The organism is Paenarthrobacter sp. YJN-5 (assembly GCF_015040095.1).
GTDB lineage: Bacteria > Actinomycetota > Actinomycetes > Actinomycetales > Micrococcaceae > Arthrobacter > Arthrobacter ureafaciens.
Window position 1 is genome coordinate 522,434 of record NZ_CP053544.1, and the last position, 16,136, is coordinate 538,569.

Here is a 16,136-nt window from a genome sequence, read left to right on the forward strand (position 1 = left end):
TTTTGAACGGAGAGTTTGATCCTGGCTCAGGATGAACGCTGGCGGCGTGCTTAACACATGCAAGTCGAACGATGATCCGGTGCTTGCGCCGGGGATTAGTGGCGAACGGGTGAGTAACACGTGAGTAACCTGCCCTTGACTCTGGGATAAGCCTGGGAAACTGGGTCTAATACCGGATATGACTCCTCATCGCATGGTGGGGGGTGGAAAGCTTTTTGTGGTTTTGGATGGACTCGCGGCCTATCAGCTTGTTGGTGGGGTAATGGCCTACCAAGGCGACGACGGGTAGCCGGCCTGAGAGGGTGACCGGCCACACTGGGACTGAGACACGGCCCAGACTCCTACGGGAGGCAGCAGTGGGGAATATTGCACAATGGGCGAAAGCCTGATGCAGCGACGCCGCGTGAGGGATGACGGCCTTCGGGTTGTAAACCTCTTTCAGTAGGGAAGAAGCCCTCTTTGGGGGTGACGGTACTTGCAGAAGAAGCGCCGGCTAACTACGTGCCAGCAGCCGCGGTAATACGTAGGGCGCAAGCGTTATCCGGAATTATTGGGCGTAAAGAGCTCGTAGGCGGTTTGTCGCGTCTGCTGTGAAAGACCGGGGCTCAACTCCGGTTCTGCAGTGGGTACGGGCAGACTAGAGTGCAGTAGGGGAGACTGGAATTCCTGGTGTAGCGGTGAAATGCGCAGATATCAGGAGGAACACCGATGGCGAAGGCAGGTCTCTGGGCTGTAACTGACGCTGAGGAGCGAAAGCATGGGGAGCGAACAGGATTAGATACCCTGGTAGTCCATGCCGTAAACGTTGGGCACTAGGTGTGGGGGACATTCCACGTTTTCCGCGCCGTAGCTAACGCATTAAGTGCCCCGCCTGGGGAGTACGGCCGCAAGGCTAAAACTCAAAGGAATTGACGGGGGCCCGCACAAGCGGCGGAGCATGCGGATTAATTCGATGCAACGCGAAGAACCTTACCAAGGCTTGACATGGACCGGAAAGACCTGGAAACAGGTGCCCCGCTTGCGGCCGGTTTACAGGTGGTGCATGGTTGTCGTCAGCTCGTGTCGTGAGATGTTGGGTTAAGTCCCGCAACGAGCGCAACCCTCGTTCTATGTTGCCAGCGGTTCGGCCGGGGACTCATAGGAGACTGCCGGGGTCAACTCGGAGGAAGGTGGGGACGACGTCAAATCATCATGCCCCTTATGTCTTGGGCTTCACGCATGCTACAATGGCCGGTACAAAGGGTTGCGATACTGTGAGGTGGAGCTAATCCCAAAAAGCCGGTCTCAGTTCGGATTGGGGTCTGCAACTCGACCCCATGAAGTCGGAGTCGCTAGTAATCGCAGATCAGCAACGCTGCGGTGAATACGTTCCCGGGCCTTGTACACACCGCCCGTCAAGTCACGAAAGTTGGTAACACCCGAAGCCGGTGGCCTAACCCTTGTGGGGGGAGCCGTCGAAGGTGGGACCGGCGATTGGGACTAAGTCGTAACAAGGTAGCCGTACCGGAAGGTGCGGCTGGATCACCTCCTTTCTAAGGAGCTGCTAACGGCGTCCGGGTCTGCCTGCATGGGCGGGTTCCGGGGTTGTCAGTGTTGCCCATTGCGCAGGCGTCTGTTCTGCGGTGGGTGCTCATGGGTGGAATATCAGCAAATCAAGTTTTTGGCATGGCCTGTTGGTGGTGGTGTCCTGGCGTGAGTACGGCAGCCCCTTTTCGCACTTTTGTGTGGGGGGGTGTTGGGAAAGCGGTCCGGGGTGTTCGTTGCCGGGTTGTGTTTGGCGCACTGTTGGGTCCTGAGGCAACAGGGCCTTTTTGCAGCAATGCAGGGAATCCTGGTGTTTCTTGTTGTTCCTGCGGCCGGCACCCCCCTCGTGTTTGTGTGGGGTGGGTGTGGTTGACGGGGTTGTTGTTTGAGAACTACATAGTGGACGCGAGCATCTGGACACATGGTCCTGCACTCTTTTTGGGGGTGTGGGTTGTGTGTTCTAGCAATTTCTTTGATGAATGAACCTGGCCCTTTTGTGGTCGTGGTTCTCTCGAATTGATTGAGTGCATCAGCCGCGGCCCGTTGGGGTTGTGGTTTTGTGTGGTCAAGTTTTTAAGGGCGCACGGTGGATGCCTTGGCATTAGGAGCCGAAGAAGGACGTAGGAATCTGCGATAAGCCTGGGGGAGTTGATAACCGAGCGGTGATCCCAGGATGTCCGAATGGGGAAACCCCGCACAACGCTGTGAGGTGATTGTGTGACCCGTGCCTGAATTCATAGGGTGCGTGGGGGGAACGCGGGGAAGTGAAACATCTCAGTACCCGCAGGAAGAGAAAACAAGAGTGATTCCGTTAGTAGTGGCGAGCGAACGCGGATGAGGCTAAACCGTTCCATGTGTGATAGCCGGCGGGCGTTGCGTGGGCGGGGTTGTGGGACTTTCCGTGCTGGTTCTGCCGGACCGGTGGGGTGTGGGTGTGCGTATAGGTGAACGGTCTTGAAAGGCCGGCCAGAGAGGGTGTGAGTCCCGTAACCGTAATGTGTGGCACCGCCTTTGGAGAGGATCCCAAGTAGCACGGGGCCCGAGAAATCCCGTGTGAATCTGTCAGGACCACCTGATAAGCCTAAATACTTCCTAATGACCGATAGCGGACCAGTACCGTGAGGGAAAGGTGAAAAGTACCCCGGGAGGGGAGTGAAACAGTACCTGAAACCGTGTGCTTACAATCCGTCAGAGCATCTGCAGCCCTTCGGGGTTGTATGGGTGTGATGGCGTGCCTTTTGAAGAATGAGCCTGCGAGTTAGTGTTACGTCGCGAGGTTAACCCGTGTGGGGAAGCCGTAGCGAAAGCGAGTCTGAACAGGGCGTGTTCAGTGGCGTGATCTAGACCCGAAGCGGAGTGATCTACCCATGGCCAGGTTGAAGCGACGGTAAGACGTCGTGGAGGACCGAACCCACTTCAGTTGAAAATGGAGGGGATGAGCTGTGGGTAGGGGTGAAAGGCCAATCAAACTCCGTGATAGCTGGTTCTCCCCGAAATGCATTTAGGTGCAGCGTTGCGTGTTTCTTGCCGGAGGTAGAGCTACTGGATGGCCGATGGGCCCTACAAGGTTACTGACGTCAGCCAAACTCCGAATGCCGGTAAGTCAGAGCGCAGCAGTGAGACTGTGGGGGATAAGCTTCATAGTCGAGAGGGAAACAGCCCAGACCACCAACTAAGGCCCCTAAGCGTGTGCTAAGTGGGAAAGGATGTGGAGTTGCTTAGACAACCAGGAGGTTGGCTTAGAAGCAGCCATCCTTGAAAGAGTGCGTAATAGCTCACTGGTCAAGTGATTCCGCGCCGACAATGTAGCGGGGCTCAAGTACACCGCCGAAGTTGTGGCATTCACGCATTACCCTAGCCTTCGTGGTTCAGGGGTGTGGATGGGTAGGGGAGCGTCGTGTGGGCGGTGAAGTCGCGGTGTAAACCAGCGGTGGAGCCTACACGAGTGAGAATGCAGGCATGAGTAGCGAAAGACGGGTGAGAAACCCGTCCGCCGAATGATCAAGGGTTCCAGGGTCAAGCTAATCTGCCCTGGGTAAGTCGGGACCTAAGGCGAGGCCGACAGGCGTAGTCGATGGACAACGGGTTGATATTCCCGTACCGGCGAAAAACCGCCCATGTTGAACGGGGGATACTAACCACCGCCGGTCTTTCTTGTTGCGCCACTTGTGGTGTGATGGTTGGGCTGGTGCTGGGACCTGATCCCGGGAGGCAAGCGTATTAACAGGTGTGACGCAGGAAGGTAGCCGGGCCGGGCGATGGTAGCCCCGGTCCAAGGATGTAGGGTCAGGGATAGGCAAATCCGTTCCTGTGTGTTTCGAGCACGATCCTGAGATCTGATGGGACCCCCGCATGGGGGGATCCGGTGATCCTATGCTGCCTAGAAAAGCATCGACGCGAGGTTTTAGCCGCCCGTACCCCAAACCGACACAGGTGATCAGGTAGAGAATACCAAGGCGATCGAGAGAATTATGGTTAAGGAACTCGGCAAAATGCCCCCGTAACTTCGGGAGAAGGGGGGCCTGCCCCGTGAAACGACCTTGCGTTGTGGAGCGGGTGTGGGCCGCAGAGACCAGGGGGAAGCGACTGTTTACTAAAAACACAGGTCCGTGCGAAGTCGCAAGACGATGTATACGGACTGACTCCTGCCCGGTGCTGGAAGGTTAAGAGGACCGGTTAGCCCCTTTGCGGGCGAAGCTGGGAATTTAAGCCCCAGTAAACGGCGGTGGTAACTATAACCATCCTAAGGTAGCGAAATTCCTTGTCGGGTAAGTTCCGACCTGCACGAATGGAGTAACGACTTCCCCGCTGTCTCAACCATAAACTCGGCGAAATTGCAGTACGAGTAAAGATGCTCGTTACGCGCAGCAGGACGGAAAGACCCCGAGACCTTTACTATAGTTTGGTATTGGTGTTCGGAGTGGCTTGTGTAGGATAGGTGGGAGACGTTGAAACCCGGACGCCAGTTCGGGTGGAGTCATCGTTGAAATACCACTCTGGTCACTTTGGACATCTAACTTCGGCCCGTGATCCGGGTCAGGGACAGTGCCTGATGGGTAGTTTAACTGGGGCGGTTGCCTCCTAAAAAGTAACGGAGGCGCCCAAAGGTTCCCTCAGCCTGGTTGGCAATCAGGTGTCGAGTGTAAGTGCACAAGGGAGCTTGACTGTGAGAGAGACATCTCAAGCAGGGACGAAAGTCGGGACTAGTGATCCGGCGGTACATTGTGGAATGGCCGTCGCTCAACGGATAAAAGGTACCTCGGGGATAACAGGCTGATCTTGCCCAAGAGTCCATATCGACGGCATGGTTTGGCACCTCGATGTCGGCTCGTCGCATCCTGGGGCTGGAGTAGGTCCCAAGGGTTGGGCTGTTCGCCCATTAAAGCGGTACGCGAGCTGGGTTTAGAACGTCGTGAGACAGTTCGGTCCCTATCCGCTGCGCGCGCAGGAAATTTGAGAAGGGCTGTCCTTAGTACGAGAGGACCGGGACGGACGAACCTCTGGTGTGTCAGTTGTACTGCCAAGTGCACCGCTGATTAGCTACGTTCGGATGGGATAACCGCTGAAAGCATCTAAGCGGGAAGCTCGCTTCAAGATGAGATTTCCAAACACATTATGTGTGAGAGGCCCCCAGCCAGACCACTGGGTTGATAGGCCGGATGTGGAAGCGAGGACTAAAGACTCGTGAAGCTGACCGGTACTAATAGGCCAACAACTTACACCACACACAACACACTGCACGCGTCCACTATGTGGTTCCCAACCAACAACCCGGGAACACCAACACAACAACACAACTAAACAGCAACCAAGCACCACAGTTGTAACCACACACACTTCCCACCCCCACACAGGGGGACGGGTAACAAGGTTACGGCGGTCATAGCGTGGGGGAAACGCCCGGTCCCATTCCGAACCCGGAAGCTAAGACCCACAGCGCCGATGGTACTGCACCCGGGAGGGTGTGGGAGAGTAGGACACCGCCGGACAACCATTAGGTCGAGACCCCCCAACCCACACGGGTCGGGGGGTCTCCCACATTAACCACCACAACACCACGGGTAGAGTCACAGGATGCACCTCAGCAGAATCCTGGACCTGAATTTGCAGCCTGCGGGCGCAGTTCGGCTCGCAATCCGGCCTTTGGCTTTGACTGACGCTGCATTACTAGCGGATGCCTATACGCGGAATGCAAGCCATCTGGCCCCGTGGGAGCCTCTGCGTGAGGATTTGTTTTTCACCGTCCAAGGTCAACGCACTTCCATTCTTGGAAAGTTGGCGCAGTTCGAATCGGGTACTGAGGTGCCGTGGGTCATCCTTGCAGGAGAACGCGTCGTGGGCACAGTCACGTTGACAGGCATTGTTCGAGGCTCCTTCCAGAATGCCCATGTGGGGTACTGGGTTGACCGGACCCTGACGGGGCAGGGCGTGGCAGGGGCTGCGCTCAAGGCCGTTCTGGAAATGGCAGGCGAAGGTCTGGGTCTTCATCGTGTTCAGGCGGCAGTCCTTGGCAACAACGGTCCTTCCAGGGCGGTCCTCAAACGGGCAGGCTTTGAGGAGATCGGGCTGGCACGGTCCTATTTGAAGATCGCCGGCCGCTGGCAGGATCACATTCTGTATCAACGTATTCTGCCTTGACGGCCCGGCAGCAGGGTCCTATTTGTGGGCCGTAGGGTACGGCATGAAGCGTTCTGAGCTCCAAAAACCCCGAAAAACCGGTGATTTCGGTCAAAAAAGCGCGGAAACACGCGGAATTTGCTGGCCAACAGTGTCCAAGCTGGTAAGTTTTCGAGCAGTGGCTTGCTCGCGTTCCGCTTGCCGGCTCAAAAACGTATTAGTCCAGGAGGACGTAAATGGCTAAGAACCGTAGTGAACTCGTTGCAGAGGTAGCAGGCAAGGCCGGCACCAGCCAGGCAGCCGTGAACTCCGTGCTCGATGCACTGTTCGAAGTTTTCGAGACTTCTGTTGCTGCAGGCGAGAAGATCACCATCCCGGGCTGGCTCGCAGTTGAGCGCACCGACCGCGCAGCACGCACCGGCCGTAACCCGCAGACCGGCGAGACGATCCAGATCGCAGCCGGCCACAGCGTCAAGCTGACCGCAGGCTCCAAGCTGAAGGCTGCTGTCGCCAAGAAGAAGTAGTCAAACACTTCGGCGAACGCCTGGAAGGGGTGGCAACGTAAGGTTGCCACCCCTTCTGCCTTTAAGTGGTGCTTATCCCACTTCCCCTCCCCAGAGGCTTCCCGATTCGCAGCCCGGGGGTGGGTGTCGGACAATGGATAGGTGCCATTAGCCAGAAGCTCCGCCACTGTCCCTTCGCCGAATCCCAAACCGGGAGCGCGGGAAGGCGCCTCAGGCGTGGGCATTTCCGTACCGTGGCAACTGGCCGGGCTGGCAATCATGCTTATGGCCCTCGCCGCGGCACTCATCTTCTCCGGCGCGGCAGCCGCTCGCCAGGTCTCGGATCCTGGAGCCTTGGTGCGTTGGGGACTTCCTGTGGCCAAGGCACTTCACAACGTCTCCGTGGCAGCCGTCATCGGTGGCCTGATTTTTGCGGTGGGCATCCTGCCGAAGAGCATCAAGCCGTCCAGGTCACGAGCACGGGATGAGGTGGAGCCGCCTGAGCACCCCGCATTTACCCGTGCGCTGGCTGTAGCCGCGGGTGCAGGAGCGCTGTGGACGCTTTCGGCTGTAGCTGTCTTGGTTCTGACATACGCTGACGTTGCTGGCCAAGGTATCTCGGGGGACGCGGAGTTCACGCGTGCGCTGGTTTACTTCATGACTGACATCGAAACCGGCAAGGCATGGCTCGCGGTGACCATCATCGCTGCCGTCGCCACAACGGCACTTTTTGGAGTGCGGTCACTGACTGGACTGGCGTTCACGCTACTTCTAGCGCTCATCGGCTTGGTCCCTCCAGCCCTCATTGGCCACTCCTCCAGCTCCAGCGACCATGAGGGCGCCATCAACTCGCTGGGCCTGCACTTGGTAGGTGTTACCACCTGGGTGGGTGGCATCATCATGCTCGCTGTCCTGTCCGGCCTGCTGACGGGTCAGCGTAGCAACGCGAGCACAGACATCACTGAGCCGACGCTTCGACGTTTTTCCTCGCTCGCCGGCTTCGCTTTCGTCTTGGTGTTCGCATCAGGTGTCATCAACGCCGCCATCCGCGTGACCAGCCCGGGTGATCTCTTCGGTTCGCCTTACGGCCAACTGATCATCGCGAAGGCGCTGGCCACGCTGGTGCTCGGGGGCATTGGCTTCATGCATCGGCAGTGGGTAATACCCCAGTTGGGGAAGGGCACCGTGTCCGCCCGCCGGGTGCTGTGGCAACTGGTCTTGGTGGAGCTACTGGTGATGGGCGCGACGTCGGGACTCGCCGCTGCGCTTGGACGTTCCGCCCCGCCGCAGCCCACCACGTATTCGCCTGATGCTTCTCCCGCATTCATCCTGTCCGGCTACGAGGTACCGCCGGAGCTTACTCCCGAGCGGTGGCTGACAGAGTGGCGCTTCGACTGGCTGTGGGTAGGTGTGGCGCTCTTTGGTGCTGTTTCCTACATCATGGGCGTCCTCAAGCTGCGCAGACGGGGGGACAGCTGGCCTGTATTGCGCACCATCCCCTGGTTGGTGGGACTGGTTGTCCTCACCTATATAACTTCCGGTCCGCCGGCCGTCTATGGGCGCGTGTTGTTCTCCGCGCACATGGTGGACCACATGGCACTGACCATGGTTGCCCCGATCTTCCTTGTCCTCGGGGCCCCTGTGACGTTGGCCCTTCGCGCGCTTCCTTCCCGTGTTGAGGGAGCGCATGGCTCGAGGGGCCTGCGCGAGTGGCTGCTGTTGTTCGTCCACTCAAAGTTCTCCCAAGTGGTTACGCACCCCCTCTTCGCTGCCGCAAATTTCGCCGGCTCCATTGTGCTGTTCTACTACTCGGATCTTTTCGGCTTCGCCATGCGCGAGCACGTGGGCCATGAGCTGATGAACCTCCACTTCCTCCTCACCGGTTACATCTTTGTTCTGAGCATGATTGGCAGCGATCCCCTTCCTCGGCGGGCGCCTTACCCCATGCGACTGCTACTGCTCCTGGCGACCATGGGCTTTCACGCCTTCTTCGGTGTGGCGATCATGGGCGGCACGGGTCTTCTGGCCGCCGATTACTTCGGCAACCTCGGCCGTACGTGGGGACCGTCGGCTATCGCTGACCAGCAGTTGGGCGGCGCCGTTGCCTGGGGCATCGGAGAAGTTCCGACGCTTCTGGTGGCCATCGGTGTGGCCGTCATGTGGTCACGTTCCGACGCGCGGGAGACGAAACGGGTAGACCGAGCAGCCGACAGGAATAACGACGCCGATCTCAGTGCTTACAACGATATGTTTGCCCGGCTCGCCGAGCGGGACGCAAAGTTGTCCGACCGCCGTACTCCCGCGGCCAGCCAAGGTAGCGAGGCCACTATGGGCAAGGGAATGAGCAGTGGCAATGCTGGGCAGCGAGGCAAGCAACCCGCGCCCATCGAAGACGCACCCGGGCACAACGAACCAAACACCAAGCTGGAAGGACGCTGATGAGCGAAACCGTACGCACCCAACTGCGGGTCCGGGCCTCCGAACTGGAGGGCCGCGGCTGGCTCAACACAGGCGGCAAGTCCTTGGACTTGGAATCCTTGCGCGGCAAGATCGTGTTGCTGGACTTCTGGACGTTCTGCTGCATCAACTGCCTGCACGTCCTGGATGAGCTTCGGCCATTGGAGGAGAAGTACTCCGACGTTCTTGTAACAGTGGGCGTGCATTCGCCGAAGTTCGAACACGAAGCCGATCCTGTTGCCTTGGCATCAGCCGTTGAACGGTATGAGATCCACCATCCGGTCTTGGATGACCCGGAGCTGGCCACCTGGAAGGCGTACACCGCACGTGCGTGGCCGACCCTCGTGGTGATCGACCCCGAGGGCTACATTGTGGCGCACCTGTCGGGAGAGGGACACGCAGGGGGGCTTGGCGTCCTCCTGGAGGAACTCGTCGCTGAGCACGAGGCCAAGGGCACGCTCCACCGCGGCAACGGACCGTACGTGGCGCCCGAGCCGACGTCGGGCACCCTGCGGTTCCCTGGCAAGGCCACCCAACTTGGGAACGGCAACTACCTTGTTGTCGATTCCGGTCACCATCGTTTGGTTGAGTTGCGCCCCGATTTCGAGACCGTGGACAGGCTTATTGGATCCGGAACCAAAGGCCATGCCGACGGCGCTGGGGACGTTGCGCAATTCAATGAGCCGCAGGGCGTGGCAGTGTTGCCTGCTGAGCTGGCAACCGCAGTCGGATATGACGTGGTGGTTGCGGACACGGTAAACCACCGTCTCCGGGGTGTTGATCTTGGCACCGGAGAAGTCAGGACGGTCGCCGGAAACGGCATTCAACGGCTGCTCGACGCCGGCCCGGCCCGGGTTACGGAGTCCGGCACCGGTGAATGGTCCGAACCCCGTGTTGAACACCACGACGGCGGACCGGCGGATTTTGCCGCCGATGCAGTGGACGTGGGGGTACTTGGGCTCGGGACCGGCGTTTCCTTGTCTTCGCCCTGGGACGTTGCCTGGAGCGAGAAGCTGCAGCGGGTTGTGATTGCCATGGCCGGCACACACCAGATTTTTGCTTTCGAACCGAAGTCGGGCGAAGTGTCGATCCTTGCAGGATCCGGGCTCGAAGGTTTGCTGGATGGTCCCGCGGAAGAGGCTTGGTTCGCGCAGCCGTCCGGCTTGGTGATCGACCAGGATCAGAACATTTGGGTAGCAGACTCGGAAACCTCCGCGCTCCGGCGCTTGGTAGTGGGCGATTCCGGCGTGACCGTGGAGACCGCGATCGGCAAGGGCCTCTTTGACTTCGGGTTCAGGGACGGCGAGGCAGCCGAGGCACGCTTGCAGCATCCTCTGGGTGTGACGGTCCTGCCGGACGGCTCCATAGCAATCGCTGACACCTACAACGGTGCCGTTCGCCGGTATGACCCCACGAGCACCAACGTGTCCACCTTGGCACGTGGCCTGGCCGAGCCAAGCGATGTTGTAGTGGTCACCCACGAGGACGGCGAACCTTTGCTGGTGGTGGTTGAGTCGAACAAGCACCAGCTTGTCCTGGTTCCGATCCCCAAGGAAGCCCAGCAGGTAGATGAGGGCGCGTCGCAGACGCACCGGCCCAAGAGCCCTGTTGCCCCGGGGCACCTGGAGCTCACAGTGCGGTTCACGGCTCCAACGGGGCAGAAGCTCGACGATCGTTGGGGTGATCCGACGCAGCTGAAGATCTCCTCTACTCCGCCCGAACTGCTTGTCTCCGGTGGCGGTACGTCGGTGGGGCTCCTGCGTACCCTCGAATTGTCTTCGGACGTGCTTGAGGGCGTCTTGCACATCACTGCTCGAGCGGCAGCTTGTGACGGACCCGAAACGGAGGACGGCGAGATCCCGGATCACGCAGCCTGCCATCTGTATCAGCAGGACTGGGGAATCCCCGTGGTCCTGGAAGCTGACGGCGACTCGGAGCTTGTGCTGGACCTCCGCGGAATGGACTGACCGCGAGGGCACGCGCCGGCGGCTGGAAGAGCTGGCGCGGGTCAGCGGTCCCGGTCCGCACCGGCGCAGGACGCGATACCCAGCCGCTGGCGCGGTCACCGGCGCCACCCGCACCGGCTCAGGAGGCGATACCCAGCCTCTAGAAGCTCAGCAGGGGCGTAACGGTCACTGTGTTGCCGTCCGTGTCCAGCTGGGTGGTGAAGCTGAAGTCGTGTTCAACGTTGAGATCGTTGACGTAGCCCGTGAAGAGGTTGATTTCCCGGGCTGTCAGCCGGGCTTTGCCGTTGAGGGGGGCCACTACCCACTTGCCGCCGAACGGTTCGATAGTGATCTTCGGGTATTCCGTGATTTCCCATTTGATGGTCCCGTCTACCACGCGGGCGTTGCTGGCGTGATAGAAGGGGCAGTCCGGCTGGAGGCGCTGCTGCTCAGTCGCTTCTGCGGCACAGGTGTCCAGGAACTCGCGGACCTTGCCTGCCACGGCTTCATCCATGGACTTGGTGGACCGGGTTTGCAGGTTCAGCGGGGCCGTTCCGCCGTCGCGGTTTGAGACGAGGGCCGACGTCGGAGGAGCTTCAAAGAAAGTGCCGTTGAGACTGGCCTCGTACTTGCCGGGATAGAAGACGGCAAACGTGTTGTGTCCGTTGGGCATATTGACCGGCACTCCATTAAGGGCTGCTTCGCTGGCGTTCACCACGGTCACCTCGAGGGTGGGCAACGTGGTGGGGACGAAGGCCCATTTGCCGAAAAACAGCCACTGGGTACCAGTGCGTTCCAGCAGGAACTCGCTATGGAGGCGGCTACCGTCCAACGAGTAGTCCACCGGTACAGCGACTCGGTTTCCGCCACGGGATTGCGCGTTGCCGATCTTGATATCCGACAGTTCGGATGCCGCGGTTTGCAGGGCTGTGCCGTCCAGCATGGCGGCGTTGGCCTTCGGGACCTTCGCGCGGAGCAGACCCAGGGCCTGTTCGCCCTCGCCCTTCTGCAGAGCCTCAAAGTATTCCCGTACAGGCTGCTGCGGGCTCGCCACGGACTGGCTTACCAGGTTGATGCACACCACGGCGCCGGCGGCAGCAAGCATCAGACCGAGCAGCCATCCGGCTGCGGTCTTGACCAACGCTTGACTCACCTGCACGCCCTTTACGTTACCCGCCGCCGCGCGATTAGCTGCGCAGCAAGACCGTAAGGTGACTTAGCAAGACCCCCAAACATATCCACGACGGCGGTACGTTGCCCCACCGAACCGGCCACCCGCCGTCGGGCCTTGCCCCACCAGACCGGCCACCCGCCGTCGGGCCCTGACCCGCCCGAACCGGCCACCCGCCGTCGTTACGACGCAGGACAACAAGCCCTAACGGCGACGACGCTTGGACGACGTACCGAAGACGCCCCGGATCAGGTCGCGACCCAGCTGGGTCCCCATCGAACGGACCATGCTCTTGAGCCCGCCACCCAACGCGCCGCCAAGCGCACCGGCCAGGTCACCAAACATGCCGATGTCCTGCTGGGACGTTCCTGGCGCGGAGGGTGCAGGAGGCTCGGGGTAGGACGGTGAAGGCGAAGAGGCGGGGCGGGAACTGGGGCGGCCGAGGATTTCCTCCTCGATGCGCCGGGCTTCGGCGTCGATGTCGGCTCGGGAGGGAACGGACCCATCTGATGCTCCCGAGGCGCCATCTGAAGACGGCCCTGACACGCCCCCCGACGCCGGAGAACCTGTGGGCACTGGCGCCGCCCCACTCAGTTTCTCGTACGCCGAGACGTTGTCCACGGCGGTGCCGTACTTGGCCAACAGCGATGAAGCCCCAACCGTACTGCGGATGAGGTCTTCGGCGCTGGGACCCATGACTGACTCGGGTGCGCGGAGCCTGGTCAGGGCCACGGGCGTGGGTGCGCCCTTCTCATTCATCACGGTGATGACTGCCTCGCCGATTCCCGCGGAGGTGAGGGTTTCTTCGAGGTCGTAGTCGCTGACGGGGAATGTGGACACCGTGGCCTTCAGGGCCTTGGCGTCTTCCGGGGTGAAAGCGCGCAACGCATGCTGCACACGGTTGGCCAGCTGTCCCAACACGTCTGCGGGTACGTCCTTGGGGGTCTGGGTGACGAAGAAAATGCCGACGCCCTTGGAACGGATGAGCCTGACTGTTGTGGTGATCGCCTCAAGGAAGGCCTTGGAAGCATCGTTGAACAGCAGGTGCGCCTCGTCCAGGAAGAACACGAGCTTGGGCTTGTCCAGGTCGCCGGCTTCGGGAAGGTCTTCGAAGAGGTCGGCGAGCAGCCACATGAGGAACGTAGAGAAGAGAAGCGGCTTGGTCTGCAGGGTGGGCAGTTCGAGGCAGCTGATGACGCCGCGGCCGTCGGGGGCTGTGCGGAGGAGTTCGGCGGTGTCGAACTCGGGTTCGCCGAAGAATTTCTCCATGCCCTGCGCTTCCAGGGACACCAGTTCGCGCAGGATGACGCCGGCCGTGGCCTTGGACAGCCCGCCCAACTCGGCCAGCTGGGGCTTGCCTTCATCCGAGGTGAGGAACTGGATGACGGCCCGCAAGTCCTTGAGGTCGATGAGTTCGAGGTTGTTCTTGTCGGCGAAGTGGAAGATCAGCTGGAGGCTGGATTCCTGGGTGTCGTTCAGGTCCATGATGCGCGAGAGCAGGATAGGCCCGAAAGAGGTAATGGTGGCCCGCACGGGAATGCCGTTGCCGTCACCGCCCAGCGACAGGAACTCAACGGGAAAGTTCTTTGCCGACCAGTCCTGCCCAAGGGCCGACGTCCGGGCGGTCAGCTTCTCGCTGGCCGTTGCCGGCGTCGCCAGTCCCGAGAGGTCGCCCTTGATGTCGGCGAGGAAAACCGGAACACCCGCCGTCGACAGTTGCTCCGCAATCATGTGGAGCGTGACGGTCTTGCCTGTGCCGGTGGCGCCGGCCACCAGCCCGTGACGGTTCATCATCGCTAACGGGAGGCGGACCTGCGCTTCCTTGTGGACTTCACCGTCCACGATTGCGGCACCCAGCTCGATGGTGGCACCTTGCAGGGTGTACCCCTGCTGGATGGTGGCGAGTTTTTCGGCAGTGGTTTTCGTGGCCATGCGGATAGCTTAGCGGTGCGCCACAAGATCCTTGCTGAAGGCCAAATGCTTGATTTCCTCGGGATCCGCTGCGAGATCGAAGAGGGCGGTGTAGCCCGTGGCGAGGTACAGGTTCCTGGCTTCGGGCTGGCGCGGCCCGGTAGTCAGGTAGAGCTTGGTGTAGCCACGGCGCAGGGCTTCAGCTTCCAACTCGGCCAGCACGCGGCGGGCCAGGCCACGCCGTCGGTGCGCCGAGTGGGTCCAGATGCGCTTCAGCTCGGCGGTGTCGGCGTCGTAGCGGCGGAACGCTCCACCGGCTACGGATTCGCCGTCTTCCTGGATGATGATCAGAGCCCCGTGCGGTGCGGCAAATTCCTCCGCCGGGTACCTGCTGAGTTCCTCGGAGGCTCCCTTGCTGCTGAACAGGTCCCCGTAGCGGGTGTCATATTCGACGGCGAGCTCATCCAGGAGCGGCCGGACGCGGGGATCGTCCATGGCGAGGCTGAGGACGGAAAGGCCCGACGTCGGCAGGGTTGGCGGTGCGGTCATGGCTTGCCTTTCGTGGTGGGCACCCAAGTAGGTGACAGTTGTGCGCGTTTTGCGGGCTTGTCATGTCTCAGGACCTTGTAGACACTTCATGTCTCATGACTTCGTAGACACTTGATGTCTCATGGCTTCGTGGACAGTTCGTTCGATGGTTTGGGGTTCCGGTTTTTGAGCTGTGGGTAGATGGTTCGTTTGGTGCGTGTGCCTCGGGGGTCGGCTGCGACTCCTGTGGGTTTGCCGTTGCCGACGTAGGTGGTTCCTTGTGGTGGTCTGGGGTGCGTGATGATCTCGGTGCCTTGGGCTCCGAAGAACATGATGGTGGTGTCGTCGTAGAGGATGTGCACGGTGGTGCCGGTATGTTCCTTGCCCATTTTGAAATGGGTGCCCAGGATCGTCACGGACCCGTTTCTGTTCACTGTCCGTTGCGCGCTTCGCCTGTCCGGACGGGGCGCGAGCGGTTCAGGGGCCGCTGGCGGGGACGTCTTGGGGGTGGCGTTCCAGGCTTCACGGGGTGTCATTGCGTTGGGCAGGCCTTGGTGTTCGCGTTCGTTGTTGTAGTAGAGATCGAAGGCGTCCACCTGTGACTGGAGGGCGGCCATAGAGGTTGCCGGTGGCTGCCGGTGAAGGTAGCGGTGCAGGGTCCGGTGGAACCGTTCGTTCTTGCCTTGGGTGGTCGGTTTGTAGGGTTTGCCTGTGATCGGTTCGATGCCTTTGGCTTTGAGGAACTCCACAAGCGCACCGGTGCGACCGCGGCGTGTGGGATTCAGTGCCGCACCGTTGTCGGAGAGGAATCGTTGCGGTGTCCCGTGGCGTTCGATCGCTTGCGTGACAACGGCGATCGCAGCGGCGCTGGTTTCCCCGGCTGCGACCAGGGACGCCAGTGCCAGACGTGAATGATCGTCGACGAGCTGGAAGATCGCTACCTTCTGTCCGCCGGCGAGTTGCCATTCGGTCGAGTCGATCTGCCAACAGGCGTTCGGCTGGGGATAGACGAACCTTTTGTACGCGCTTCGTGGTTTCTTTCTGGGCTCGGGCACCACGACACCTGCCCTGACAAAGATCCTGGCCACGGTGGCACGCGAAGGCGGCTTGAAGCCCTGCCTTGCGAGCTTCGCGATAACGGAGAGCGGGCCGTAATCAAACCCGCTCTCCTGAAGTTCTGCACGGGTACCGAGCAGCAGTTCGATCATGACCGGAGCCGTGACAGTGGGCATGGACTTCGGAAGCGGGGGCTTTTTCTCCAACGCCTTCACTGGTCCCACTTCCGAAGCCGCTGCCCGGACCCGGTAAAACCACGCCCGGGAGACATTGTGCTTCCTGCAAAAAGCCGAGACCGCGCCCCTAGGCGAATCCTCGGGCCACGTCGCGACAGCATGCCGAATCCTGATATCCGGCTGGGATTTACTCATGAACAGCAGCAAACCCGCCAGCAAAGTGTCCACGATGTCATGAGACAGAGTG

At 60.5% G+C, this 16,136-nt stretch carries 8 protein-coding genes and 3 rRNA genes; 7 read left to right on the forward strand and 4 right to left on the reverse strand.

The annotated features are described in order from the left end of the window. The first annotated feature begins 3 nt into the window (after positions 1-3). The 7 genes from HMI59_RS02465 (at position 4) to HMI59_RS02495 (ending at position 11,068) form a co-directional block, all read left to right on the forward strand. Positions 4-1,532, forward strand: a 16S ribosomal RNA gene (locus HMI59_RS02465). A 555-nt stretch (positions 1,533-2,087) separates the two neighbouring features. Further along, a 23S ribosomal RNA gene (locus HMI59_RS02470) occupies positions 2,088-5,249 on the forward strand. 147 nt (positions 5,250-5,396) lie between these two features. Then, a 5S ribosomal RNA gene (gene rrf / locus HMI59_RS02475) occupies positions 5,397-5,513 on the forward strand. Together the 16S, 23S and 5S rRNA genes form the textbook arrangement of a ribosomal RNA operon. 85 nt (positions 5,514-5,598) lie before the next feature. Then, complete coding sequence (locus tag HMI59_RS02480) at positions 5,599-6,162, forward strand: GNAT family N-acetyltransferase (protein WP_193592689.1); 564 nt, start codon at positions 5,599-5,601, stop codon at positions 6,160-6,162. A gap of 215 nt (positions 6,163-6,377) precedes the next feature. Then, a complete protein-coding gene (locus HMI59_RS02485) occupies positions 6,378-6,665 on the forward strand; it encodes an HU family DNA-binding protein (protein ID WP_011776355.1) in 288 nt (95 codons plus the stop codon). Positions 6,666-6,923: 258 nt separating this feature from the next. Continuing rightward, positions 6,924-9,083 carry a cytochrome c oxidase assembly protein gene (locus HMI59_RS02490; protein WP_193593646.1) on the forward strand — a complete coding sequence of 720 codons (2,160 nt, stop codon included), beginning with the start codon at positions 6,924-6,926 and terminating at the stop codon, positions 9,081-9,083. Beyond that, complete coding sequence (locus tag HMI59_RS02495; protein ID WP_193592690.1) at positions 9,083-11,068, forward strand: NHL domain-containing thioredoxin family protein; 1,986 nt, start codon at positions 9,083-9,085, stop codon at positions 11,066-11,068. The genes HMI59_RS02490 and HMI59_RS02495 overlap by 1 nt, the downstream gene beginning before the upstream one ends. A gap of 139 nt (positions 11,069-11,207) precedes the next feature. Here the strand turns inward: HMI59_RS02495 and HMI59_RS02500 are convergent, their stop codons facing one another. The 4 genes from HMI59_RS02500 to HMI59_RS02515 all read right to left on the reverse strand — a co-directional run bounded on the left by HMI59_RS02500 (position 11,208) and on the right by HMI59_RS02515 (position 15,889). Then, positions 11,208-12,200: a hypothetical protein gene (locus HMI59_RS02500; protein ID WP_193593647.1), complete on the reverse strand. Its 993-nt coding sequence runs from the start codon at positions 12,198-12,200 to the stop codon at positions 11,208-11,210. 222 nt (positions 12,201-12,422) lie between these two features. Continuing rightward, positions 12,423-14,150 carry a helicase HerA-like domain-containing protein gene (locus HMI59_RS02505; RefSeq protein WP_193592691.1) on the reverse strand — a complete coding sequence of 576 codons (1,728 nt, stop codon included), beginning with the start codon at positions 14,148-14,150 and terminating at the stop codon, positions 12,423-12,425. Between the two features lie 9 nt (positions 14,151-14,159). Continuing rightward, complete coding sequence (locus HMI59_RS02510; RefSeq protein WP_021474188.1) at positions 14,160-14,678, reverse strand: GNAT family N-acetyltransferase; 519 nt, start codon at positions 14,676-14,678, stop codon at positions 14,160-14,162. Between the two features lie 119 nt (positions 14,679-14,797). After that, positions 14,798-15,889, reverse strand: coding sequence for a DDE-type integrase/transposase/recombinase (locus HMI59_RS02515; RefSeq protein ID WP_227471512.1), 1,092 nt, complete (start codon positions 15,887-15,889; stop codon positions 14,798-14,800). Between the last annotated feature and the right edge of the window lie 247 nt (positions 15,890-16,136).